We start from the raw sequence: 24080 nt of genomic DNA, 5'->3' as shown, positions 1-24080 counted from the left end.
AGTGTCCAAGAAAGTAGGCTCCCCCTACTAAGGAATGACTGATATGACAGCACTAATTACGCAATGGCTAGAACGAGACCCTGATCCTAAGACTCGTGAAGAGCTACAACACCTCGTCGATACGAACAATGAACAAGAACTTACTGATCGCTTTGGCTCACGCCTTGCCTTTGGTACTGCAGGCTTACGTGGCAAAGTGGGCGCAGGTCCAAACCGAATGAACCGCTTGGTGATTCAAGAGACCGCCACTGGTTTAGGGAACTATTTGCTTGAGCAAGTCAAAGATGCCGCGAGTCGTGGTGTCGTTATTGGCTACGACGGTCGTCCCGATTCAAAACAATTCGCGCATGATACCGCATCCGTACTGACGGCCCTTGGTATCAAGGTTTACCTAACGTATGACGTTGCAGCAACCCCAATTGTCGCGTTTGGTGTCCGTACATTGAATGCGGCGGCCGCTGTTGTTGTTACTGCCAGTCACAATCCACCAGAATACAATGGCTTTAAAGTATATTGGGAGAATGGCGCACAGATTATTCCTCCGCACGACTCTGGAATCGCAGCGAAAATTGATGACGCAACAACGAAGCCATTACCTTTAATGTCTCTCGATGATGCAAAACAGCACGGTTTGTTAGTTTGGTTGGAAGACGACTACTACCAAACTTACCGTAAGACAATGAACGAAAACGCGCTGCTTACTCCTGACAACAATACCGATATATCTATTGCTTACACCGCAATGCATGGCGTTGGCGCGAATATGGCGGAAACGCTACTTGCCGACGCAGGCTTCCAAAAAGTGGCAAGTGTTAAGGAACAGCGCGAACCTGATGGAAGCTTCCCAACCGTCAACTTCCCAAACCCTGAAGAAGCCGGTGCAATGGATATGGTGATGGCATTAGGTAAGTCCGTAGATGCCGATATCGCTTGCGCGAACGATCCAGATGCAGACCGTTTTGCCGTGGCAGTTAAACGCCCAGATGGCGAGTATCAAATGCTAACAGGTGATCAGGTGGGCTCACTGTTTGGCGATTACTTGTTGGAACAGCAACCTAACGCTTTGGTTGGCAACACCATCGTATCCTCAAGAATGCTGAGCAGCATCGCTAAGGCGCATGGCGCACAATACTATCAAACATTAACTGGCTTTAAATGGCTTACTAACGTTGCCATGGAACAAGAGACAGAAACCAACCCATTCTTGTTTGCTTATGAGGAAGCGCTCGGTTATACCGTGGGTAACAAGGTGTGGGATAAAGATGGTTTATCTGCAATCGTCGCGTTTTCACAGCTAACAGGCAAGCTTAAAGCGCAAGGCAAAACACTGTGGGATAAACTGGAAGAGCTGTACCGCGAGCACGGTTTCTACTTCAACGCACAACGCAGCATCGCTCTCGACCCGAACTCTCCACCAATCGGCGACAAACTCCGAGCAAATCCACCAACAGAGATTGCTGGTAAAAAAGTTGCAGTAACCGAAGATCTTAAAACATCGGTTCGCATGTTTGACGACGGCTCTGAAGAATCCATTGACTTACCAGCAAGTGACGTATTGATTTATCACCTAGAAGATCAATCTCGCGTGATTGTTCGTCCTTCTGGTACTGAGCCAAAACTAAAATGTTACTACGAAGTCATCAACCTCTTCCCTGCGGATATGAGCTATGAACAAGCACAGCAAGCAGCAGAAGCGAAGATGAACGAACTTATCGACGCGCACCAGCAAAGTTTGTAAGTCAAAGAGAAACATAGATATTTGATACAACAAGAGGCGCAAATTCGCGCCTCTTTTTTGATTTTAACTAGAACAAGTCAAGCTAACCCGTGCTTTCCCTAGCCTGCAATTTCCTTTTGTAGAAAGTACTTGTGGATGCCCTCTACAGGATAGCCTGAGTACTGCCCCACTTTCTCAAAACCTAATTTGAGATAGAACTCAAGAGCTTGAAAGCTGTAGGTATCCAAATAAACATGGGTAACCCCGTGAGGCTTTACTCTTTGTTCTAGCATCGACATTAATTGGCTACCGAGACCAGAGGTTCGACTTTCAGCGTCTACCCACAAAAACTCAACAAATACCGTATTTTTAAACATTTCGCCAGTCAAGCCACCCATGATCTTGCCATTCTCATCTTTTGCGAAACAGCCTACAGCATGCACTTCCCCTTCAGGTAAATGCAGTCGGTTATAAGATCGAATACCTTCACGAACAAAATCAAGGTCTGTTTGATCTGGATTTAAACAAAATTCAAGCTTCATATACCCTCTCCCTAGGAAACACCAATATCCTAAAACAAAAAGCCAGCAATTGCTGGCTTTCTGATGGAATATGATAACTTTACAAGGCGAAACTACTCAGCATCCACAACGCCAGAATAACAAACACTAACCCCATTAGTTTATGTTGATACGTGCGGAATTTTTCGTTCTCGAGCAGCCCTTTGCCCAATGTGCCTGCTAACCCAACAAGTAATAAATTGAATGACAAGCCAAGAACGTTCAACAATAACCCTAGCGCTAGCATCTGCTCACCGGAAGATGCCGTGATATTGCTTGAGACAAACTGAGGCAAAAACATCACAAAAAAGACCAAGGCTTTAGGGTTAAGCAAATTACTCATCAAAGCACGCTGATAATAAGTTGATGCCATTTTGTTTTGACCATCAAGCTCTGGAGCCGAAGATGCCTCAGCTCGTAAGCAGTCCCAACCCATTTTTAACAAGTAAGCGCCACCTAATAGATGAAGGACTTTAAGGGCTATTGGGCTCATGGCAATCAGGGTAGATACGCCCATCGCAGCAAGCAAAGTAAGAATAACACCAGACGTCGCATTGCCTAAGCTAGCAAAAAGACCGACCTTCTTACCGTAACTCATACTTGAGCTCGCTATCAGCAACATATCAGGCCCTGGTAAGAGCAATAAGGCGACAACTGCGGTGAGATAAACAGGAAGTACAGATAAATCAATCATGATGGAACCGCTTTTCTACAACAAGGCGGCGAATGTTATACCAACAAAATGACATCATCCAGCCCAAAATAGCCAAGATAAATCAAAAAATAAAAATCATAGTTTGCTCAGCCGAAAAATAGCAATCAATTCGCCTGTTTATCAAAATCGAATAGCAATTTTGTACAAAAATAAGCACGATGGATCCGTTACACTTCTAAAATGATTTTCTTGAGCAGACCGGATAAAGATGAAAGAAAAGAATAAGGAAATCGCTACCTTCAAGATAGCTCAAGAGCTCGGAGGTTTAGAGCTTCTCGATGCAAAGTATGAGAAGCAGAATTTTTCACGCCATAGCCACGAAGGTTACACTATTGGTGTCATCGAAAAAGGTGCACAACAATTTTTTAGGACGGGCGGGAATCATATCGCGCCACAGGATAGCATCATCCTTGTTAATGCAGATGAAGTACACAACGGGCATTCAGCCTCGGAAGGCGGCTGGGAATACAAAGCAATGTACCCCGTACCTCAGCAGTTTCAAACTTTAGGACAAGAGCTTGGCTCACCAAACGTAGCTCTGCCCTATTTCCCTCAACCTGTGGTTTACGATCCTGAACTGGCTAGTCAGTTACGATTGGTATTTGAAACACTAGAAAAATCAGACAACCGTTTATTGAGAGAAACTTTAGTTTACGGCACGTTGATCAAGCTAGCCAGTAAACACAGCACTCATCGGGCACCACTGAAAGAATCAACCAGAGCTCAGCGACAAGTGCAGCTCGTCAGAGAATTTTTGGAAGACTTTCCACAAACGGACGTCTCACTAGAAGAACTCGCGAAGCTGTCTGGATTAAGCCCTTTTCATCTGCTGAGAGAATTTCAAAAGCAATTTGGCTTTCCGCCTCATGCCTATCAAATTCAGCAACGTTTACGTATGGCGAAGAAGCTACTAAAAATGGGACAAAAAATTTCAGACGTGGCACAAGAATGCGGCTTCCATGATCAGAGCCATCTGCATCGACACTTTAAAAAAGCCATGGGCGTCACTCCCGGCCAATACGTCCGTCACAGCTAAAGCAGCAATATTGTACAAGGCGTTATGCGACTACCGAGCTATCTTGGTAATCTGATTTAGGAATAAATAAGAAGAAACTATGGACCACACTTTGCCGTTAAAAAAAGAATCAAAAGCCACGCTATTTTGGCAAGGTACACTTGCGATGATGCCTCTGAGTATCGCAGTGCTCCCTTGGGGCTTACTCGCAGGCTCATTCGCAATTGATACTGGGCTTCACCCTTTGGAAGGACAAGCACTATCCGCCATTTTGTTCGCAGGTTCTGCACAGCTCGTCGCGATGGGAATGATTAAAACGGGAGCAGGTCTAGTGACCATGTTACTGACAACGTTTTTTATCACCTCTCGACACTTCCTCTACAGTGTATCGATGCGCAGTAAAATTTCACCGCTCCCTCTAAAATGGCGATTATCACTCGGCTTCTTACTTACTGACGAGCTGTTTGCGATTGTAGGCCACCATTCCGATAAACAATTTAATCGCTGGTATGCACTTGGGGCTGGTCTGAGTTTTTACCTGTTTTGGAATGTCGCGACATTGACGGGCATTATTGCGGGAAGTCTAATCCCTGAACTGAACGAAATGGGTTTGGAATTTGCTGTGGCCGCAACTTTTATCGCAATTGTAGTTCCGACTATTAAAAATGCAGCGGTGCTCGCGAGTGTTCTTGTGGCTTTGGTGAGCTCGGTTGCCCTAACCTATTATCAAATTGAGGGAAGTTTGATGATTTCAAGCATTTTAGCCATGCTTACTGGTTACTTTGTGGAACAAGTAAAGGAGAAACGCTAATGATCATGTTGGCTATTTTACTGATGACGGTACTTGTTTTCACCAGCCGCTACTTGTTTTTAGAACCCAAGCTACCATTGCGATTAGGGACGCGCACTCAAAAAGTACTCAATTACGCTAGCCCAGCAGTACTGACTGCGATCTGGGCACCTATCGTTTTCATTCCCGATGGGGAGCTCAGCGTCAATGTGCAAAACCCATTTTTACTGGCTGCCGTACTGGCTGCTTTAATCGCGTATTTTACTAAAAATGTTCTTTTAACGACGGTTATCAGTATGGTGGTATTTCTCGTTCTACGAATTTGGCTTTAATCCGCCAACCACTCAATCTCCAACAAGGTGACATCGCCACACTTTAATCGACCAAGGAAGATGTCACCTTCATGTACCTCACCAACGCCCTTTGGTGTACCAGTCATCACTACATCGCCATCTTGAAGTGTTGTGTAACTGGTTAATTCATCCAGGATAGTTAGCGGCGGGTAGAGCATTTGGTTAACGTGACCTTTTTGTACACGAACACAGTTAATTAAGAGCTCAAGGTTAAGATCGTTGATATCAATGTTATCCAAAGAGACAAACCGACTAAACACAGCAGAGCCATCAAATGCCTTAGCACGCTCCCACGGCAACCCCTGATTTTTAAGCGAGGATTGCAAACCACGCTTGGTCAGATCCAATCCCAAACCAACCGCTGAATAACGTCCATCCTTGATCAAAAAGCAGATTTCAGCCTCATAATGAAGGGGCTCTTGATGGAATGAACGCAGAGTTGTTGATACGGAAGTTGCGGGTTTATTAAATACCACCATTTGCTCAGGCATTGCATTATTAAGCTCATGAATATGTTCAACGTAATTTCGTCCAACACAAAGCACTTTACCCACTTCTACTTTCTTTTCTTCAACTTGAATAACACTCATCATTCTTCCCTGCAAAACAAAAATCCCATCATAATCTAACCTATTGACTTAACGACACTAAATAGCAACCTCTAGTGTAAAAAATAAGACATTCACCCCGTTTTGAGTTTTGTATCATCTAATTGAAACAGCAAAGTATTTGTAAAACAAATAGACAAAAAAGCCAGCACGAGGCTGGCTTTAGATCAATGAGCTTGAATAATAGTTCTCGCTAAACCCTATTATAGGTAGTAACGAGCACCTAACGCCCATTTGTCATCAGTTTCACGACCATTGTCGTCATTTAGGTCAAACTGGTAACCCGCGTAACCAACAAATTTAGGCGTGAAGTTGTATTCTGCTTGTAGTGCCATTTCTTCACGAGCAGTTTCTGTTTTAGAGCTCTTAAACTCTTTACCTTCCACCATCTCATAGTTAACACTCAAGTTTAGGCTGTTTGCTAGAGCGTATGCGATGATCGCTTCGTACGCATCACTTTCTTCTAAACGGTCGCCTTTTGCACTGAAGTTCATGTTTTCGTTTGAACCATAAACCGCAGCAAGGAATAGGCCTTGGCCGTACGCACCGTAAGATGCTGATACAACGTGTGATTCCGCCGTGTGCTTACCTGCATATGCAGGGTGCTGGAAATCGCCGCCATTGTAAGAGTAACCGATTTTAGCGCCCATGACTGAGTAAGAAAGCGCAGCTTGCACACGGTCATCGTATTTAGCACCGCCAGTTATAACTCCAGCATCGTTGCGCGTGTAATCATCGTTTGCACCCTGCCAACCAAGACCAAAGTTGATCACACCCGCTTCACCCAGCTCGATGGCTTTACGGTAAGAAAGCATTTTATCCGCACGGCCAGTGCCAAGGTTTCCATGATCGTCATAGATGAAGTCGTTGGCAAACGCGATTGGCATATCTGCAATACCTGCGACATCGTAGTAAGGTGACCATTGCGTACCACCTACTGCACGACCATAAACCTCATGCGTTATACCTAAGTAACCTAGACGAGTTTTAAACGACTCTTCACCACCGTCTAAGTAGTTTAGCGCCCATTCACCACGTGCGTCTGCGGTGAAGCCATTACCCAAATCCTGTGTCGCAGAGATATTGATACGAGGAGAGTTAGTACCCACATCCGTGTCACCTTGCTCTGATCCATTTAAATTAACAGAAACGTGGCCGCCCATCGAAAATGTTGTGCCATCGTTATTATATAGTTCCACTGCAACTGCTTGAGTACCGAAGGTTGCTGCCGCGATTGCCGCTGCTAATAATTTTTTATTCATTTCTAAATCCATTACTTATTAGTTGGTTAGTCAGTTTTAGACCCGGCTTTGGTTCACTTTCGTAAAAACGAAATGATGAACAAAGAGAGGAATACAAAGGCTATCCGAGGCATCGTTTCCACCAGATTAGTTTTACCTTTGTGTAACAACTGCCGATACTTTATTTGATTAGTTCCTGACAACCGAGTGAAAAGATCTCAGACAAAACCTAAAAAGCAATCGTTTACTTAGCCTTCAAAAAATCGAGAAATAAAAACCTTACAATAAGAAATGCTTTAGAGAGAGTTAGCTCACAAATAGCTGATGATTCGCTATTTTTAGGCCAAACTTCCCTGCCGAATTGAAATGTTTACTTACATTTAGGGTCAAGAAACAATTCAGGAACTTTTTGAAAAAAACACAGTCTTCAGCGGAGAGGAAAAAACCTCAAAAAAGATAAACCTTTCTTTTTATAAGTGGTATGAGAAGGGGCACTTATTCTCGCCAGCAATAAAAGTGCAATCAAATCATAACTTAACAGAAATCTATCTTTCATTTTCAGCCTTTACCTTAGCGTCATCAACACATCGGGCAAGAAAGCCCATCGATTACAACTAGGGTAATAAGAAAATGAAAAAGGCAGCACTAACTACTGCAATTCTTACAGCATTGGTATCAGCACCATCATTCGCAGCAACTGTATACAAAAACGACGGTACTGAATTAAAAGTTGGCGGCCGCGTTGAGTTTCGTGGTGACTTCATCGGTTCAGACGGTGCTGAAGTTGAAGGTTCTATGGAAGATAAAAGCCGTGCTCGTCTTAACCTAAAAGGTAAAACAGACATCGGCAACGGCCTTTCTGCTTTCGGTGTTTACGAAGCCGAACAAAAAACGGGCAAGAGTGAATTCAAAAACCGCTACATGTATGCAGGCGTCGACTCTGATATCGGTGCTTTCTCTGTAGGTCGTCAAGACATGGCTGCAGTCATCATCTCTGACATGACGGATATCACTGAATTCTCTGGTGTTCAGCAAGTTATTGATTCGTCTTCTGATAAGCAAGACAGCGTTTTCGCATACCGTGGTGCGTTTGATGCACTACAACTTCAAGCAACCTACCAAGCAAACTCTAGCGATAACGAAGATAAATACGGCATCTCTGGAATGTACTCACTACCAATGGGCCTCGACTTTGGTCTTGCATACTCTGGTGGCGATGTAGATAAAGATAACTCTGAAGATCAAATTCTAGGTGGTATCGCTTACTCGATGGACAACCTTTACCTAGCAGGTACTTATTCTCAAGGTTCCCTGACTGACTCTGAAGACTTTACGGCTTACGAGCTAGTCGCAAGCTACAAAGTAGCAAGCAAAGTGACACTTGCAGCTCTATACACAGCTCAAGAGAATGATCCAGACAACGGTTCAAAGTACGACACCGTTGAAGGTATCGAGCTTGTTGGTTACTACAAACTAAACAGCAACTTCCGTACTTACCTGTCTTACTACATCAACCAACTTGATGAAGCAAAAGATGCAACAACAGGTCTAGTAACAGAAGGCGAAGATACACTGCGCCTAGGCGTACGTTACGATTTCTAATTCACTCTTGTCCTAAGAGCGAGTCCACTTGGCCAGCACCTTTGCTGGCCATTTTTTATTTAACCCAACACAACTCGATAAGTTTTCACACTATCCAAGCATCGCTCAGCAATGAAAGACGAGCGTAACGACGCCTACTTCTGCCCTCTTTTAATGCGATTGATCACTAAGTTAGTGCATTTCATCTAATCGACAACATAGAAAAACCAAAAAACCATTTAAAATCAAATATATAAAAGTTGGCACGTGTTCTGCAATATTATTTATGCAAATGCATGGCAGCGTTTGTGCTTCTCGTTCTTTGTACCTGTTATAACAGGCACGTCCTTTGAATTGGTAATGTCGCCTCCCTCTGGGAGGCATTTTTTTATTGGCGCGAAAAACAATAGGACGTATGATCCCGCCACCTCTATCAAACTGGAATTTTTCAATTGAATCATCATCCTGTTCAAGGTGCGTCCTGGATGCTAACAGCTGGCTTGGCATTCGCCATAGTGAACAGCTTCGCCCAAATTGCTAGCATCAACTTTGGTGTCTCCTCCACCACATTTGCGTTATTCCAATATGCAATCGCCTTATTTGTTATTCTGCCCTACCTACGTACACTTGGGATTAGACGTTCTTTAAGAACCCAACACTTTGGCTGGCATGCATTCCGCATTTTTCTCTCTGTTATCGGGATTCAACTTTGGTTATGGGCTCTCGCTTACCCAGTTCCAATTTGGCAAGGTATTGCACTTCTCATGACCTCCCCGTTATTTGCCACAGTTGGTTCTGGCTTGTTACTCAAAGAGAAAGTAGGTACTGCACGCTGGCTCGCTACATTGACGGGGTTTGTTGGTGCCATGATCATTCTTGAGCCTTGGGCAGACTCATTTACATGGGCGACCCTGCTCCCTGTTGGCGCCGCATTTTTCTGGGCAGCGTATTCATTAATGGTTAAAAAAATGTCGGTAAACGATCCGCCTTCAACCATGGTCGTCTATTTATTACTGCTGATAACGCCATTTAATATCTTGTTAGCGATACCGACGTTTACTATGCCAGATACGTGGACGATATGGGGTGTGCTTTTAGCCGCAGGTGCACTTACAGCACTCGCTCAATGGGCTATCGTTAAAGCATATGCAGTAGCAGACGCCTCATTTGTGCAACCATTTGATCACGCCAAACTGCCTTTGAATGTTGTTGCTGGTTGGTTGGTGTTTGGTTGGGTGCCTCCTGGTCGTTTATGGTTAGGTGCTGCGATTATTATTGCATCTATTGCGTTTATTACGCATTGGGAAGCGAAAAAGACAAAGTTAGTTGAAAGAAAAATCTAATTTAAAAGTTCTATATTTTCAGGAAAGGAAATGAGGAACCCATATGAGTCAACCAATCAAAATTACACTGTATCGCTGGGCTGGTAGTTGGGGCCCATTCAAAGTCAATATTCCTTGTGGTGAATGTACATTAACCAAAGATATTTTAAAGGATACTTTTGAAAACGAACTAGCTGATGTGCCCGTTGAACTTGAAGTAAAAGATTGGTTATCGCACTGGTGGGAACCATTAAAAGCTGGTGCTTGGCATGCACCCATTCTTCTTGTCGAAGGGAAAGTTATCAGCCAAGGAGAAGCATTGAATCGGGGTGTGCTTGTACAGTCTGTTATTGCTGAGTGGGTAAAACGCGATGAGCTAAAAGGCAACATTGTTTATGGTAAAGCAACTTGCCCTTACTGTGTCAAAACCAAACAATTACTTGACGAGGCTGGCGTTCAGTATGAGTACCATGATGTAGTTAAAGACAGCGCCGCCTTATACCGCATGATTCCTGAAGTAAAAGCCATCATTGGCGAAAAAACACCGGTAACAGTGCCGCAAATCTGGTTAGATGGAAAATATATTGGAGGCGCTGACGATTTAGAAAAGTGGTTATCAGCAAAGGGGCTAGATAAAGTGCCTAACAATGTTGTGGAGATACCAAGCCAATCCGCGTAATTCTAGATTTAAATGTCATCAGTCTTTGAGTAGCGTTTTGCCAATGTTGTGCAATATGTTGGCTACTTACTAACAACAAAACAGAGAAAAGCAAAAAGCCCTGATTTTTCAATCAGGGCTTTTTAAATTATTTCGCCAGTTTTTTAATAACACGAGCAAAAACAGAAGCTTTTTTCTTCTTCGCTTTACCGTAAAGCGCTTTGTGCATCGCGTCTTTTGCAATCATCTGGCCAATATAAGCACCACCAAGTTCGTTACCCATGACCTTCTCCTGAATGTATTGACTTAACTATGTAGTAATTTTACACCACAATTAGATAAAAACAAGACTCCAGTCACATTTATTTTGTAATTAACTTTCAGTTTGGTTTTCGTGGATTTCTTGAAATGAGCGTCTATCGCTTAGGTTGTTGGTATGTTTTACCCGCTGCGACGTACGTATCTTTCTGTTTGATTTCAAAGAATGTTTCAAAGAACCACGCTGCAAACTTGATCAAGTGATCGCCTTCATTCATGACGTGCTCTACGTATTCTTGCTCTTCTCCGGACTCATCTTCTTGAGTGGTAATATGGTAAATACGTTTCTCACCATCAACTTCTGCAAGGCCAAACTGACCCGTTAGGGATTGCGCCGCTTGTGCAACTTCTTCTTCCTCACACGCCTTCAAGATTTCAAGTGCCTTTGGCATGCTTTCTTGCTGAGTAATTTCTTTTACCAGTGTTTCAAATTCGTTTTGTTGCATTCTTTCACCTAACGATTAGAGATCGGATAGCCATTGGGCAGAAATGTATTCCAAGCTTGAGAGAAGTATCAAGGTTCGCCCTCTTCCTTTCAAACCAAGTCATTCAGTATACACAACAGGCCAGACTTAATTTAGCTGCGCATTTTAGAAAGCCGACCTTCTGGTTGCAAGTATATTCAGATGGAAGTTTCTGCTTGAACCGTCCCTTCTGGCACTTTACGAAATTGGCTTAGTACAAGAACAAAGCAAGAAAGTAACGCAATAAACAAATAAAACACCCCAAGCTGCTGCTGATTCGTAACCCATGAGTCTACTAAGTACCCACCAAACAAACCTGCTAAACACATTTGAATAGAACCAGATAGCGCAGAAACCGAGCCTGCCTGTTGCTTATGTGGTGAAAGTAGCAAACTGATCGATACCGGGAATGACATTCCTTGAGCAAAACTTAAACACGTGAATGCCGTCAGCAATGAAAATACACTGAAGGGGGTAACCAACAACATGAAGCCAGCAACAGCAACAATCGCGAAACTCATCAGCAAGATTTGCTGAGCTTTGTAACGAGCATTGATCAAATTCAGCACTAAGCTACCCGTCAGCAAACCAACTGATGGTATGATCATCAAAGAGCCGTAATCTGCCGCCGTAAATCCTAACTCTTGTTGCATTAAAAATGGATACAAGGAGAGCGTAACCAGAGCCGATAAATAACTAAGCCAGTTGTAGCTCGCACTACCAATCACTTGTGTATTCGTTAACAGACGCAAATAGTTCGCGCTTACTTCGCCTACTTTAAATTTTCTCTTCGGATAAGGCAGCGTTTCTGGCAGCACCAATAAACCAAGTGTAAAAATTGCCATTAAGTAAATCAGCACAAACACGAAGACAGCATGCCAACTCAGGTGAAAAGCAATCCAGCCACCAAACAGCGGAGCAATAATTGGCATCACTGAAGCAGTGACTGAAATATAAGATAGCGCTTTGGTTAATTGCATACCGTCATAACTATCACGCAGTACTGACCGACCAAGTACCGAAGCGCTGCCCGCTCCTAGGCCTTGCAGTAACCGTCCCGCTTCAAGGGCAACAATGTTGTCCGAAAACGCGATGCAAATAACCGTACCAACTAGATATACACTTTGCCCCAGAATAAACACCGGCCGACGACCAATCGCATCAGACAATGGGCCGTAAAAAAGCTGAGAGATACCGAAGCCAACGAGAAATAGCGTGACGAGATTCTGAATCGAATGTTGCGGCAAATTCAAGTCATGACCAATCAATGGCAAAGAAGGAAGATAAATACTAACGCCAACTTGGCCTGTGGCAATGATCATCATCGCTAATAACAATGGTGTTTTACGCAAACGTTCCTCCTACTTTGTGACAGATTGATGGCAAACAGTGTATATTTGATACTCAAAGATGATAATCAGCTAAGTTAGAAAGGAATTAATTCCCAAGGAGATACAATGGACTGGATTCAAAGCGTGAAGAGTTATATTCGTGTGGTCGAAGAAGGTAGCTTTAATGCAGCAGCGCGGAAACTCAATACCACCAGCTCAGCTATCAGTAAGCGAGTTCAATGGCTAGAAGATAAAATTGGCGTTCAACTACTCAAACGTACGACCCGCTCAATTAGCCAAACTGAAGCTGGTGCGCTGTTTTATCAACGAGCAAAAAGTCAGCTTGATTCATGGCAATCGGTATTAGATGAAACTCGCTCAGTCAACCAATCACCAGCGGGGCTATTAAAAATTGGGGCAACGCTGGCCGTTGGTTCCAAGTTTCTAGTTCATTATCTTGATGATTTTCTTGATAAATATCCAGACATCACGCTTCAATTAACGACAACGCTACCAGGCCAATTGCCAGAGCTAAGCTTAGACCTGTTTATTAGCCGGGAATTAGAGCAACTGAACTCTCTGAGTTTCAAAGCCACTGCGCTTTTCGAACATAAAGCCCAGTTTTACGCTGCGCCTAGTTACCTAAAAAAATACGGCACCCCACAATGCGTTGAGGATCTGACAGAGCATAATGTCCTGATTTGGGGTGAAAAGCCCTCACGAGAAATCAAAACCAATCGAGGTAAACGTATCAGCTTGTCCGGTAACTTTGCCACGACTAACCCAGAAGCGCTGTTTCATGGTGCCAAAAGAGGCATGGGTATTCTGATGACGAACAACGTCATGATCAAAGATGATCTCAAATCCGGCGCGTTAGTCCCTATCCTGCCCGATATCACAGCGGATAAAGCCACTGTATATGCCTACTATCCAAAGCTGGATTATCAGCATACCCGGACTAAGCTATTCCTCGATTATCTCAAATCACGATTAGAAGAGGAGAAGCGCGCCTAGCTTAGCGTTTTTATCGCTATACCTTTAAAAGGTTCAAGCATAAAAACATGAAAATAATGATTTGTTCGTTCACAAAATTTGAAAAATCTGCCTTAGTAACCGATAGTTTATTTGATGCATATCAAATAATAATTCGTCGTGTCTTACACGATATGTTAATAACAACGCTAGGTGAAATGCTCAATGGGTCAGGTACAAATCAGTTTCCACAAAATTGATGAGATATTGAAGCTAAACGGCACGGCTCAGCTAAACCGAGTCACGCTAGATATTCATCAACACTTGCAGAGCCATTGCACTTGCGTTGTAGAAGTTGCGCATCTTCAGCATTCGGCTCATACCATTTCCTTCGCCAGCAATGGAAAAATTACAGACAACCTAAGCTACCACCTTTCAGGCACCCCCTGTGAAAAAGTGGCGAAAGACATTGGCGAACATATTTTCTATCAAGACCAGGTATACAAGCGTTTTCCTGAAGATCAGATGTTTCAAGAAGATGGCATTCAAGCTTACATTGGCCTGCCATTGAAGACACAAAATGGCGAAGTTCTGGGAATTTTACTGTCTACCTTTACCCGAAGCATCCACGCGAAAGAAGCGCAAGATATCCTCGACTTCCACCGATTTTATGCCAATGTCATTATTCATAGCTTACGTGAAAAGTGGGTCAGTGAACGTTCAGATAAGCTTCTTAATCAGCTTAGCTATGAGGTATCGCATGATAACCTAACTGGACTGCTCAACCGTAGCTGTTTAGCTGATACCTTGGAGACATTAACGCAGCAGGCGACTCGCCCATTCAGTTTGGCGTATCTTGATATCGATAATTTCAAATCGATCAATGATATCAACGGAAACTATATCGGCGACCAAATCATTAAGTTCACAGCTAACGCCATTCAACAGAGCTTGTCGTCGCCAAACAATGCGTTCCGTGTCGCAGGAGATGAATTCGCCTTCATCACGTACGACGAAGATCCTGTCGCCGTGTGTCAGGAAGTACTCGACAAAATTGAAAGTGGCTACAGCGACAAATCTAACCGGATTTCTTTCACCGTTAGTATTGGTATTGCGCGTGCCTCAGTACATATGTTGAACAGCGATGAGCTGATTTTGAATGCCAGTCTCGCTCTCAAAGATTGTAAAAAACACCGCGATACACGGATTCAGCATTACGACACACACCTTAGTGCTTTATACCACCGTAGGACGCAGCTTATTGAGGCAATGCGAATCCAGCTAAGTACTGATATACAAGACAGCGATGAGTTGTATGTAGTGGTTCAACCGATCGTCGATATCACGAGCGACCGCTGGAATTACTTTGAAATTTTGACTCGTTGGAATAGCAATATCTATGGAAATATCTCTCCAGCGGAGTTCATTGAAGCTGCCGAACAATCAGGCCTGATTATCGAGTTAGGTGAACGGATTATTGAACTCGCGTGTATCGCAAAGCAAGAACTCGAAGCGAACCTAGGCTATAAAGTCAAACTCTCCATCAATTGCTCAGCGTATGAGCTGGTTGATTCCAACCGTTATATTAATCACTTAACCAACATGGTTGAAAAGTATCAGCACGAAGCAAAAGACTTTGTTATAGAGCTCACCGAGACCGTCTTACTCTCACAAAGTGGCCGTGAACAGATGGTACTTAACTCGTTGCGATACTTGGGTTTTAAAGTCTCACTGGATGATTTTGGTACGGGATACTCAAGCTTGAACTATATACACAATTATCCGATTGATAGCATCAAAATCGATGCTACCTTTGTGCAGAACATGCTCTCAAATACAACCTCTGAACAAGTGGTGTTTTTGATAGCGCAATTGGCAGAGCTGCTTGATGTGGATTTGATTGCCGAAGGCGTAGAAGACGATAGAGCACTGCAAAAGTTAATTGAAATGGGCTGCCACTACATCCAAGGTTATTTTTACTCTCGTCCACACAGTGTTGAAGAAATCGTACACCTGATAAATGAACGTGAAGTACGGAGTGCCTAACGTACTGAACAGACTGCTGTCATAGAATTCAAATCTAGTTAATGCACAAAGTAAAAGAGACCAAGCTATGCTTAGTCTCTTTTTGTTTTTTGAGCGAAGTACTTTATTACAGCACTGCTTTCTCTTTATCGCGTAATAGTCTATCCATTTCATCTCTGTTCGCGACAAAAGTAGCCATCTCTTTCTTAGGAACAGAACTCGCCATTGGGATATTTGCTCGCATAGCGTTAACTGGACGGCCGTATTCAATCAACTCATAGTGAAGGTGTGGCCCAGTCACTCGACCTGTTTTACCAGAAAGACCGATACGCTGGCCTCGAGAAACCTTTTGCCCTTTCTTCACCAAAATCTTACTTAGGTGTAAGTAACGGGTTTTGTATTTGCTGCCGTGCTCAACAACCACGTAGTTACCCGCATAAGGGTGTTTACGAGTCATGATCACTGTACCATCACCAGTAGAAACGACTGGTGTACCGGTTGGTACAGCAAAGTCAGTGCCGTTGTGCGGCGCAACACGCCCCGTTACTGGATGTAAACGATTAGGGTTGAAGCCAGAACTGATACGCCAACGGCTACTTACAGGGTAACGCTGGAATGCGCGCTGTAAGCTTTCACCTTTGGCATTGTAGAATTGACCATCAGTATGAAGGTAAGCGGTGATCTCGCGGCCGCGATTATAAATCTTAATCGCCTCAATTTCGTTCTTACCTGTTGGTACACCATTGATGCTTTGTGAGCGGCGAACAACTTCAAATCGATCACCTGCACGAAGATCACGTCCAAAGTTAAGTTGTTCTTTGAGTAAGCTTACGACTTGACTCACTTCCGCCGACGTTAAACCTAAACGACTCGCAGAAGAAGAAAAACTGCCTTGAATAACGCCAACTAAAGGTTCTTGGCTCCACACGCCAGGAATGGAAATATCAGTAAAGTCATAGCTACCATCACTATTCAGCTTGTAGACCACTTTATCTGCAATAGAAAATTGCAGTTCCATTTTCGCTAACTCGCCTGTCGCATCATCACGCCAGAAACGGAGCGTATTGCCCGGCTTAAGTGTATCAAGTGCCAAGTAGTTCAAATCCGTTTCCATTACTTTCATTAACGAGCTGTAACCGAAACCGAGCTGACTAAAAATAGTGCTTAGGTTGTCACCTGCTTGGATTTGATATTCGAAGTTCGGGGGAGTGACAACTTCGGCAGTTGTCGCATCAAGAATTTTTTCAACGACCTGAGATTCAGGTAGGTTCAATGCGATGGTTTTGGTTAAAGATGACTCTTTGAGAGAGTGAGAAACACCAATCGCAACTAAAACTGGCAAGGAGTATAACAGCAGCGCTCTACGACTTGTCAGATTCGGCAACCGTCTTGTAATTTCATTTGTAGACACGGGAATTACTATCTCCTTTCAAACAAGGCTCATAGCTTATGCATTCCCGAATAAGAAATCACTAGGAAATTTCGAGATCTAGCGCAGAAAATACTGAATTTTTACAGAACTCAAAAAAAATTCATCACTGTTGCATATGTAAGTTATTCCCTACACGCTGTAATGTGGATGAATTGAATTGATTTGGCGTGTCTGCCATTGCTTGATCGTCACCGTGCGCTAAATATGAAAGAGTGATAGTTGTATCACTTTTCCATTCGAGCTGAGTAAATTTCACGCGGTCACCAACAAAAATACTGTCTAAAAGTACAACTCGGCTCGGCTCGGGGTCAAACTTGAACAAGCCAACATAGTTAAACGAACCGCTACCTTGTGTCGTTACAATCATCGGTGCAACAACCCATGAAACACCTTCAATCTCACGCTGACTAATCGACGCAGTTGGAACAAGTACCTGACCTTTTGTCGCACCTGCATCATAGTCACCGATCAAATAGCCGTTTTCTTTATCCCACTCATCAAGAAAAGTGACCGCACCCTGCTCGGGTACTTGGATCGTCCAAGGGTTACGTGCAGTGATGCCAAGCGTCTCTTGCACAATAACGTTCGTTTCTACTTCTGTTTGAGGAAACTTAGCCATGATCTCGTCATCAGACAAACTAAAACGATAAACACCTGCGATCACAACCACAACCAATAAAACGATTGGAATAAGTAGAATAAGTGGTATCGGCAGGATTTTTTTGTGAGTCATGAAGAGTTCCTTGTTTCAAGGTATAAACGAAAAGCGAGTATACCATTGTATACCCAAATGATTTCACCTCTTCAAGTGTTTCAAAATTAAACTAAACTGATTGTATCCAAATAGTTTCAAGTCCAGAGCTCATAACGAGCTAGTGACACAAGCTCTGTGCTCTAGGTCTATTGGTGTATTGGGACAAATAGGTAATCACGATGACAAAAACCATTCATACATGCGAGTGCGCCTGCGGTTTAGTTGAGATCCGTTGTAAGGGAGAGCCCACCCACACGTCTGTCTGCCATTGCTTCGAATGCCAAAAACGAACTGGCAGTGTTTTTGGGGTACAAGCTCGCTTTGAAAAAGAACACGTCACTTTAAACGGTGAAGTCACTAGCTATACCCGAATTGGCGATGATGGCAGTGAGGTTCAGTATGACTTTTGTCCATCCTGCGGCACGACAATGAGGTTGTTCGTTGCTGCATACCCAGAAATCATGATCATTCCCGTCGGTCTATTTACCGATAAAGAGTTCCACCAACCTACCGTTTCAGTCTATGAACAAATGAAACACGGGTGGGTGAGTTTCGAATGCACAACGGAACACATCTGCTAGCGGGCAATCCACGTTCACATATTTACTTTGGCTCGGACAAACACCCTATAAGTGAGATTTTTTTGAGAATGATCAATCGAGTTTTACTGTAAAGGGTTTCGTAACTCGGTGTGAGCGTTATAATCGGCTCCTAATATTTGGTGGGGGTTTATTGTGATTTCCAGACTTCCTCGTTGGGTGGAATATGGCGCGTTTCTACTAGCTCTTCTCGCGGGCTGCGTCAACGCCGTTGGTCTTCTCGGCTTTCAACACCAAGCGATAACTCATCTTTCGGGAACCGTAACTCAGCTAGGGAACAGCTTGCTAACAGGTGTGGATAGCTCCATTCACCTGCTCTTCATCGTATTTAGCTTTTTGATTGGCGCTGCCTTTAGCGGCTTTTTTATTGAAAGCAGTGCGTTAAAACTAGGGCGAAGATATGGTGTTGCACTGTGCATAGAAGGGAGCTTGCTCTTACTCAGCTTGGGCTTTTTGGTGCAAGGGGATTTGTACGGCCAATATCTAGCATCAGCAGCATGTGGATTACAAAACGCAATGATCACCACGTTTAGCGGCGCAGTAGTCAGAACCACACATATGACCGGAATCATCACCGATCTAGGGATTATGATTGGAGAGAGCTTGAGAGGTCGTCAATTTGACCGACGTAAAGCAAAATTATTCCTATTCATTTTCTTTGGCTTTTTGTTTGGCGGCGTCGCGGGAGCGGCTCTATTTACGGTATATGGTTTATATACGCTGGTTTTCCCAGCAATATTGGCTTTTTCTACAGCTCTGATTTACTGGAGTTACCTATACATACTTAGCCGTCAACAAAAAGCATAAAATTTCGATCCGATTGAAGCGACATGCTTCAATCGGATTTGGCTCAATAGGTTCACACTGCAACGGTACAAGAAACGCTGAACGGTATTTTGACACCACTAAAAACCTTAGAATAGATAAGGCTAACTGAATTTCTGGCTAAGAAGTTAGTCAGATCAAAATCACATTTGTTTACCATTTTATTATTCCAGTCACAATGCGCCCCATAATTCACTGCGCAATTCGCCTCTCGTGCTACAATTTTCTAACACAAGCAACATATTCGCATACACTTAGACGTTATTTGACCAATTACCCGACAAATCGGCTGAATAACTAGATGTATTTAATGAATAGTATTGCAATGGATGCAGTTTGCGGGTACCCTCCGCAAAACTGTGATTAAATACGGATGTTTAGTGAATATTTATGTCATGGAAATGGCAAGTATTGACTAGTAGTAACACGAGACAACTATGCATAACACCACTAATGCTACTGAAGCTCCTAAGGGCAACTTTTGGATGTTTTTCATCCCTTCCCTAATTGGTCTTCTACTCTTTATGGCTCCGATCTCTTACGATGGCGGCCTAACCATTCCCGTTGCAGTGATGGCAAAAGTCATCCCAGCGGTGTTAGGCGATACCTTGATTGCTATCGTCACCAGTATCATCGCTTTCATGGCCGTTGCTTCTGTTCTTTGCAAAATTTTTAAGCCAGCTGCAATTTTACGTAATGGTTTTTTAAACGGTCTCTTCAACCCATCTCCACTTTGGCTCGTTGTTCGTTTAATCGGCGGCGCTGCCGTGTTAATGACGTTTTTCCAAGTGGGTCCAAAAGCAATTTGGGAAGAGAACACTGGCGGGCTTGTTCTTACTGGTCTCCTACCTACTCTGTTTGCCGTTTTCATTTTCGCGGGTTTACTGCTTCCGCTTCTTTTGAACTTCGGTCTTCTGGAGCTATTTGGTGCGTTACTCAGTAAAATAATGCGTCCGGTATTCAACCTACCTGGCCGCAGTGCAATTGACTGTATGGCATCTTGGTTAGGCGACGGAAGTGTTGGTATCTTGCTAACCAGCAAGCAATACGAAAATAAGTTCTACACTCAGCGTGAAGCGGCTGTTGTCGGGACCACTTTCTCAGCAGTATCGATCACGTTTAGCTTAGTTGTTATCGCTCAGGTAAAACTAGAGCACTTATTTTTGCCTTTCTACGGCGCTATCTGTCTAGCTGGTATCGTAGCTGCGATTATCATTCCTCGCCTGCCTCCGCTTAGTCTGAAGAAAGATCGCTACATTGACGGCTGCAACCCAGATACAGACGCAGATGCAGTGCCAGAAGGCCACACCACATTCTCTTGGGGTATGGATCTAGCTCTTAAGCGTGCTGGTCAAGTCACATCGGTTCAGTCTGTATTTAAAGAAGGCGTACACAACGCAGTCGACATGGTATTTGGCGTATTACCTGTAGTGATGGGTCTTGGTACCGTTGCATTGGTGATTGCAGAATACACGCCTGTATTTGCAATTCTGGGTCAACCGTTTATCCCATACCTAGAGCTACTGCAAGTCCCTGAAGCTGTTGCAGCATCACAGACAATCGTTGTTGGCTTTGCGGATATGTTTATTCCAGCAATTTTAGCGGCCTCAATCGATAACGAAATGACACGTTTTGTTATTGCGGCAATGTCAGTAACTCAGCTTATCTACATGTCGGAAGTAGGTGCCCTACTGTTAGGCAGCAAAATTCCAGTAAACATTGTAGAGCTCTTCGTAATCTTCATTTTACGTACGTTAATCACGTTACCTGTGATTGCTGGCGTTGCTCATCTTATTTTCTAAAATCGAGACGTCAATTAACAAAGGCTCCGCATCGTCGGGGCCTTTTTTATACCTAAAACTCCGTCCACATTAGGCTTTTAGTAAAAAGCTCATAATTTACAAAGACAAAACTTAAACAAAACACCTGTCAGCACCAACAAAATTTTCATCACCTCACCTGTAAAACCAGTTGATACCACTGTTTGTTAAGCAATTCTTTTCATTATGACGATTTCATTAATCGAGCTCGCAAACATGATCACAATCACAAGTTTTAACGTAAACTATCGTTTTGTTTAAATTTAGTTAAAAAAGACGACAAATGAGTTCATGTTTTTGACAAAGATGTCGATAAAAATATAACCAAACACAATAGGTTTCTCTTTATGCCCAATTCGCTCGGTTTAAAAGAGGCGAAAGCAAAGTGGAACCAACCGGGAGAATCAGAGGAAAGCTCATGAAATTCAGACATAAGGTTGTCACAGCCTCTTCATTTTTGCTGCTAATTACCGTGTCGTTATTGTCGACACAACAAGTTATGACCATCCGCTCCCAAACTCAGGAGCAAATCGACTCAAGTGTAAACGAGATATTGACCAGTGTTGGTAACACTGTGCAATCAGAAATGAATGCAAAGAAGGATCTCGCTCGCTCCATTACTGAAGTGATTGAGCTTGACCCCAGTTCACATAGCTATGTTCAAAACATACTTGAAAGACCCACGCCAAAAAGCAGCTTCCTTGCCATCGGTTTTGGTTATGAAAGTAATGGCTTTGTGATTGAAAATGACGACGGCTGGGATGCGGGCCCAGACTACGACCCACGTCAGCGTCCTTGGTTTATTGCAGCTAAGAGCAAAGGCGATTTGGTCGTAACCGATCCGTACGTCGATGCGTCTTCGAAAAACGTTATCATCTCTGTTGGTACGCCAGTAAAAGAAAATGGCCAGTTTTTAGCCGGTATGTTTTATGACCTCGAATTAACTACCCTTTCTGATCTCGTCAACCAAGTGAATCTGTTTGATGCTGGTTACTTATTTTTGGTCACCGCTGATGGCACAACCATTGCTCACCCTCAAAGTAAATACAACGGTGAGAAAGTCGGTAGCTACCTCCCACAAATCGAACTTACGCAATCAGCACAACATGTTGAGATTGATGGCAACCGCTACATGGTTAACCTGACTCACATTCCTGGCGAGAACTGGTACGTAGGTTCGGTGATCGATGAAGCTGTTGCCTATTCTGCCGTAGGAGAGCTTCGTAACAACGCTATTATTTATTCAATCATTGCCGTGATTGCATCTATTATCGCCCTAACTCTGTTGATTCGCACTCTCATGCGTCCTTTGGACACGCTAAACAATGCGATTAAAGATGTAGCATCAGGGAAAGGCGACCTTACACAACGCCTCGAAACAGATACTGACCAAGAGTTTTCTGAGCTTGCCACAAACTTCAATACGTTCATGGAGAACTTACAACAGCAAATCATTGAGTCGAAACGTATTTCTGATCAAATTTTAAACGGAACTCAAATCACCGCTGAGGGCGCAAAAGACTCGGCAGGCGCAATTCACACTCAGCTGCAAGAGCTAGAACAACTTGCTACCGCGATGCATGAGATGTCTGTCACCGCGACAGAGGTTGCTAATAATGCGCAAGGTGCGGCAAGTGCAGCCAAAGAAGCCGACCAAGCAACGGTTGAGGGGTCTTCTATCGTTGGTGAATCGACACAAACGATAAACATGCTTTCCGATAGCATTGACCTTGCAGTCGAAGAAGTACAAGTGTTGGAATCTGCTACCGCCAATATCGAAACGATTCTAAAAGTCATCAACGATATTGCGGACCAAACGAACTTACTCGCGTTGAATGCCGCAATCGAGGCTGCACGTGCGGGAGAATCTGGCCGAGGCTTCGCCGTTGTTGCAGATGAAGTACGTACACTGGCACAACGTACTCAAGAGTCGACAACAGAGATTCGTACTATGATTGAGCAACTACAATCTGGCGCTTCATCTGTGGCAAATGCCATGCATCAAAGCAAAGGTAGTGCTATAGAGGCCGTTGAAAAAGCGGGTTTAGCAAATAGTGCGTTACAACGCATTCGTGACGCGATTCAGCGTATTTCCGATATGAACTTGCAAATTGCCTCAGCAGCGGAAGAGCAAAGCCTTGTCGCTGAAGAGATCAACAACAACACGGTGAATATTAAAGACCTATCGACTCAAGTCGCCGAATCAGCAAATCGAACCAACGACGCGATGCAGGCGCAACAAGAAGATGTACATAAACAAGATCAAATCTTAAATAGATTTACTGTCTAACACTCATTTAAGCAAAAACAGCGAGCACCGGCTCGCTGTTTTTGTTTTTAACCCTCTACCCTAGTATTGGTCGATGTTACATGTGCCATGTTGGTGCTATTAAGCTCAACATTACAAGAACGCCGACTATGTGTCCTTTCAAGTTTAATTGAACTCGACATGGATATAGCGGTCATTAGAACGACGATAATAGCGGTCGTCCACTTTTAGATAAGTGAAATCTCCAATCTTTATGTAGGTACTATTCCGAGGAATTCGGTCATGGTAATAGTAACTGCGCCTTGGTCGTCGGGTCTCCACATAAATAACGTCACGATGTTTGTGTTTATGCTTGTGCTTGCGCTTGTGTTTATGATGGTGGTGATGCGCATGATGGTGATCGTACCGATGTCCATGCTTATGCTTCGGGTCAGCCACCGCTTCTGTACTCAACACACCTAAAGACAACATAACGCCAACCATGGCAAAAGATAATTGCTTTGACACAACAGAGCCTCTTATTCATATCAACATCGATATAATAGAAGGGTGAATCACTGTACATGTCAGCCTTTCGCTAAGGAGTTTTACTAAAAAGTCAGCGCTAACCGTGATTATCAGAGAAACGTCAAACATCACAAATGCTGATGACTTCGAGTGGCCTGGGTTCGGCTATGAATACAAAAAAGCCGCCCGTTTGACTACGAGCGG

General features: G+C 43.6%; 23 protein-coding genes. 13 read left to right on the top strand and 10 right to left on the bottom strand.

The features are described from left to right. Window positions 1–43: 43 nt before the first annotated feature. A complete protein-coding gene (locus R7F64_RS02945) occupies window positions 44–1738 on the top strand; it encodes a phospho-sugar mutase (protein ID WP_025768465.1) in 1695 nt (564 codons plus the stop codon). Window positions 1739–1836: 98 nt separating this feature from the next. Here the strand turns inward: R7F64_RS02945 and R7F64_RS02940 are convergent, their stop codons facing one another. Both R7F64_RS02940 and R7F64_RS02935 read right to left on the bottom strand, forming a co-directional pair. Beyond that, the gene (locus R7F64_RS02940) at window positions 1837–2259 is read right to left on the bottom strand and encodes a GNAT family N-acetyltransferase (protein ID WP_053303770.1); all 423 of its coding nucleotides are present in this window, start codon (window positions 2257–2259) and stop codon (window positions 1837–1839) included. A gap of 79 nt (window positions 2260–2338) precedes the next feature. After that, entirely contained in the window at window positions 2339–2971 is a 633-nt protein-coding gene (locus tag R7F64_RS02935; RefSeq protein WP_005375522.1) for a LysE family translocator, read from the bottom strand. 229 nt (window positions 2972–3200) lie between these two features. On the opposite strand from R7F64_RS02935, the gene R7F64_RS02930 reads away from it, so the two are divergent. The 3 genes from R7F64_RS02930 to R7F64_RS02920 all read left to right on the top strand — a co-directional run bounded on the left by R7F64_RS02930 (window position 3201) and on the right by R7F64_RS02920 (window position 5129). Further along, window positions 3201–4028, top strand: a complete 828-nt coding sequence (locus R7F64_RS02930; RefSeq protein ID WP_005385198.1) for an AraC family transcriptional regulator — start codon at window positions 3201–3203, stop codon at window positions 4026–4028. A gap of 79 nt (window positions 4029–4107) precedes the next feature. Then, on the top strand, window positions 4108–4818 hold the full coding sequence (locus R7F64_RS02925) for an AzlC family ABC transporter permease (protein ID WP_025768466.1): 711 nt from the start codon (window positions 4108–4110) through the stop codon (window positions 4816–4818). Next, window positions 4818–5129: an AzlD domain-containing protein gene (locus tag R7F64_RS02920; protein WP_005385193.1), complete on the top strand. Its 312-nt coding sequence runs from the start codon at window positions 4818–4820 to the stop codon at window positions 5127–5129. Before R7F64_RS02925 ends, R7F64_RS02920 begins: the two co-directional genes overlap by 1 nt. Here R7F64_RS02920 and R7F64_RS02915 read toward each other — a convergent pair. Then, on the bottom strand, window positions 5126–5740 hold the full coding sequence (locus tag R7F64_RS02915) for a fumarylacetoacetate hydrolase family protein (protein ID WP_017635857.1): 615 nt from the start codon (window positions 5738–5740) through the stop codon (window positions 5126–5128). The genes R7F64_RS02920 and R7F64_RS02915 overlap by 4 nt on opposite strands. Before the next feature lie 221 nt (window positions 5741–5961). After that, the gene (locus tag R7F64_RS02910; protein ID WP_025768467.1) at window positions 5962–7020 is read right to left on the bottom strand and encodes a porin; all 1059 of its coding nucleotides are present in this window, start codon (window positions 7018–7020) and stop codon (window positions 5962–5964) included. 609 nt (window positions 7021–7629) lie between these two features. Between R7F64_RS02910 and R7F64_RS02905 the strand changes: the two genes are divergently transcribed. From R7F64_RS02905 to R7F64_RS02895, 3 genes are all read left to right on the top strand, one after another. Next, on the top strand, window positions 7630–8601 hold the full coding sequence (locus R7F64_RS02905) for a porin (protein WP_005375535.1): 972 nt from the start codon (window positions 7630–7632) through the stop codon (window positions 8599–8601). A 464-nt stretch (window positions 8602–9065) separates the two neighbouring features. Continuing rightward, window positions 9066–9923 (top strand): DMT family transporter, encoded by an 858-nt coding sequence (locus tag R7F64_RS02900; protein WP_005375542.1) that lies wholly within the window; start codon window positions 9066–9068, stop codon window positions 9921–9923. A 43-nt stretch (window positions 9924–9966) separates the two neighbouring features. Next, window positions 9967–10581, top strand: coding sequence for a glutaredoxin domain-containing protein (locus R7F64_RS02895; protein WP_005375543.1), 615 nt, complete (start codon window positions 9967–9969; stop codon window positions 10579–10581). Window positions 10582–10708: 127 nt separating this feature from the next. On the opposite strand, the gene R7F64_RS02890 is transcribed toward R7F64_RS02895, so the two are convergent. From R7F64_RS02890 to R7F64_RS02880, 3 genes are all read right to left on the bottom strand, one after another. Further along, on the bottom strand, window positions 10709–10843 hold the full coding sequence (locus tag R7F64_RS02890) for a hypothetical protein (RefSeq protein WP_017635854.1): 135 nt from the start codon (window positions 10841–10843) through the stop codon (window positions 10709–10711). 133 nt (window positions 10844–10976) lie between these two features. After that, window positions 10977–11324: a hypothetical protein gene (locus tag R7F64_RS02885; protein ID WP_005375501.1), complete on the bottom strand. Its 348-nt coding sequence runs from the start codon at window positions 11322–11324 to the stop codon at window positions 10977–10979. 176 nt (window positions 11325–11500) lie between these two features. Next, window positions 11501–12694, bottom strand: coding sequence for a multidrug effflux MFS transporter (locus tag R7F64_RS02880; protein ID WP_318071440.1), 1194 nt, complete (start codon window positions 12692–12694; stop codon window positions 11501–11503). A gap of 105 nt (window positions 12695–12799) precedes the next feature. Here R7F64_RS02880 and R7F64_RS02875 point away from each other — a divergent pair, with 105 nt between their 5' ends. Both R7F64_RS02875 and R7F64_RS02870 read left to right on the top strand, forming a co-directional pair. Then, entirely contained in the window at window positions 12800–13687 is an 888-nt protein-coding gene (locus R7F64_RS02875; protein WP_025768470.1) for a LysR family transcriptional regulator, read from the top strand. Window positions 13688–13870: 183 nt separating this feature from the next. Continuing rightward, window positions 13871–15691, top strand: coding sequence for a putative bifunctional diguanylate cyclase/phosphodiesterase (locus tag R7F64_RS02870; RefSeq protein WP_318071439.1), 1821 nt, complete (start codon window positions 13871–13873; stop codon window positions 15689–15691). Window positions 15692–15797: 106 nt separating this feature from the next. Here the strand turns inward: R7F64_RS02870 and R7F64_RS02865 are convergent, their stop codons facing one another. Both R7F64_RS02865 and R7F64_RS02860 read right to left on the bottom strand, forming a co-directional pair. Further along, window positions 15798–17081: a peptidoglycan DD-metalloendopeptidase family protein gene (locus R7F64_RS02865; RefSeq protein WP_025768471.1), complete on the bottom strand. Its 1284-nt coding sequence runs from the start codon at window positions 17079–17081 to the stop codon at window positions 15798–15800. A 124-nt stretch (window positions 17082–17205) separates the two neighbouring features. Continuing rightward, entirely contained in the window at window positions 17206–17835 is a 630-nt protein-coding gene (locus R7F64_RS02860; protein WP_005375490.1) for a hypothetical protein, read from the bottom strand. A gap of 200 nt (window positions 17836–18035) precedes the next feature. Between R7F64_RS02860 and R7F64_RS02855 the strand changes: the two genes are divergently transcribed. From R7F64_RS02855 to R7F64_RS02840, 4 genes are all read left to right on the top strand, one after another. Beyond that, entirely contained in the window at window positions 18036–18437 is a 402-nt protein-coding gene (locus R7F64_RS02855; protein ID WP_025768472.1) for a GFA family protein, read from the top strand. Window positions 18438–18590: 153 nt separating this feature from the next. Next, a complete protein-coding gene (locus R7F64_RS02850) occupies window positions 18591–19262 on the top strand; it encodes a YoaK family protein (protein ID WP_005375484.1) in 672 nt (223 codons plus the stop codon). A gap of 455 nt (window positions 19263–19717) precedes the next feature. Then, on the top strand, window positions 19718–21082 hold the full coding sequence (locus tag R7F64_RS02845; protein ID WP_318071438.1) for a YjiH family protein: 1365 nt from the start codon (window positions 19718–19720) through the stop codon (window positions 21080–21082). Window positions 21083–21518: 436 nt separating this feature from the next. Continuing rightward, window positions 21519–23390, top strand: a complete 1872-nt coding sequence (locus R7F64_RS02840) for a methyl-accepting chemotaxis protein (protein WP_017821611.1) — start codon at window positions 21519–21521, stop codon at window positions 23388–23390. Window positions 23391–23534: 144 nt separating this feature from the next. Here R7F64_RS02840 and R7F64_RS02835 read toward each other — a convergent pair whose 3' ends face one another. Then, a complete protein-coding gene (locus R7F64_RS02835; protein ID WP_080276968.1) occupies window positions 23535–23876 on the bottom strand; it encodes a hypothetical protein in 342 nt (113 codons plus the stop codon). Window positions 23877–24080: the final 204 nt, after the last annotated feature.

Origin of the sequence: Vibrio sp. Vb1980 (assembly GCF_033338615.1) — a bacterium.
GTDB lineage: Bacteria > Pseudomonadota > Gammaproteobacteria > Enterobacterales > Vibrionaceae > Vibrio > Vibrio alginolyticus.
Note: the sequence above shows the minus strand (reverse complement) of the source record. Positions and strands in the feature narration are given on the sequence as shown.

Coding starts and splice junctions, on each gene's coding strand:
- R7F64_RS02945 (WP_025768465.1), top strand. CDS start 44: ATGACAGCACTAATTACGCAATGGCTAGAACGAGACCCTGATCCTAAG.
- R7F64_RS02940 (WP_053303770.1), bottom strand. CDS start 2,259: ATGAAGCTTGAATTTTGTTTAAATCCAGATCAAACAGACCTTGATTTT.
- R7F64_RS02935 (WP_005375522.1), bottom strand. CDS start 2,971: ATGATTGATTTATCTGTACTTCCTGTTTATCTCACCGCAGTTGTCGCC.
- R7F64_RS02930 (WP_005385198.1), top strand. CDS start 3,201: ATGAAAGAAAAGAATAAGGAAATCGCTACCTTCAAGATAGCTCAAGAG.
- R7F64_RS02925 (WP_025768466.1), top strand. CDS start 4,108: ATGGACCACACTTTGCCGTTAAAAAAAGAATCAAAAGCCACGCTATTT.
- R7F64_RS02920 (WP_005385193.1), top strand. CDS start 4,818: ATGATCATGTTGGCTATTTTACTGATGACGGTACTTGTTTTCACCAGC.
- R7F64_RS02915 (WP_017635857.1), bottom strand. CDS start 5,740: ATGAGTGTTATTCAAGTTGAAGAAAAGAAAGTAGAAGTGGGTAAAGTG.
- R7F64_RS02910 (WP_025768467.1), bottom strand. CDS start 7,020: ATGAATAAAAAATTATTAGCAGCGGCAATCGCGGCAGCAACCTTCGGT.
- R7F64_RS02905 (WP_005375535.1), top strand. CDS start 7,630: ATGAAAAAGGCAGCACTAACTACTGCAATTCTTACAGCATTGGTATCA.
- R7F64_RS02900 (WP_005375542.1), top strand. CDS start 9,066: ATGCTAACAGCTGGCTTGGCATTCGCCATAGTGAACAGCTTCGCCCAA.
- R7F64_RS02895 (WP_005375543.1), top strand. CDS start 9,967: ATGAGTCAACCAATCAAAATTACACTGTATCGCTGGGCTGGTAGTTGG.
- R7F64_RS02890 (WP_017635854.1), bottom strand. CDS start 10,843: ATGGGTAACGAACTTGGTGGTGCTTATATTGGCCAGATGATTGCAAAA.
- R7F64_RS02885 (WP_005375501.1), bottom strand. CDS start 11,324: ATGCAACAAAACGAATTTGAAACACTGGTAAAAGAAATTACTCAGCAA.
- R7F64_RS02875 (WP_025768470.1), top strand. CDS start 12,800: ATGGACTGGATTCAAAGCGTGAAGAGTTATATTCGTGTGGTCGAAGAA.
- R7F64_RS02870 (WP_318071439.1), top strand. CDS start 13,871: ATGGGTCAGGTACAAATCAGTTTCCACAAAATTGATGAGATATTGAAG.
- R7F64_RS02860 (WP_005375490.1), bottom strand. CDS start 17,835: ATGACTCACAAAAAAATCCTGCCGATACCACTTATTCTACTTATTCCA.
- R7F64_RS02855 (WP_025768472.1), top strand. CDS start 18,036: ATGACAAAAACCATTCATACATGCGAGTGCGCCTGCGGTTTAGTTGAG.
- R7F64_RS02845 (WP_318071438.1), top strand. CDS start 19,718: ATGCATAACACCACTAATGCTACTGAAGCTCCTAAGGGCAACTTTTGG.
- R7F64_RS02840 (WP_017821611.1), top strand. CDS start 21,519: ATGAAATTCAGACATAAGGTTGTCACAGCCTCTTCATTTTTGCTGCTA.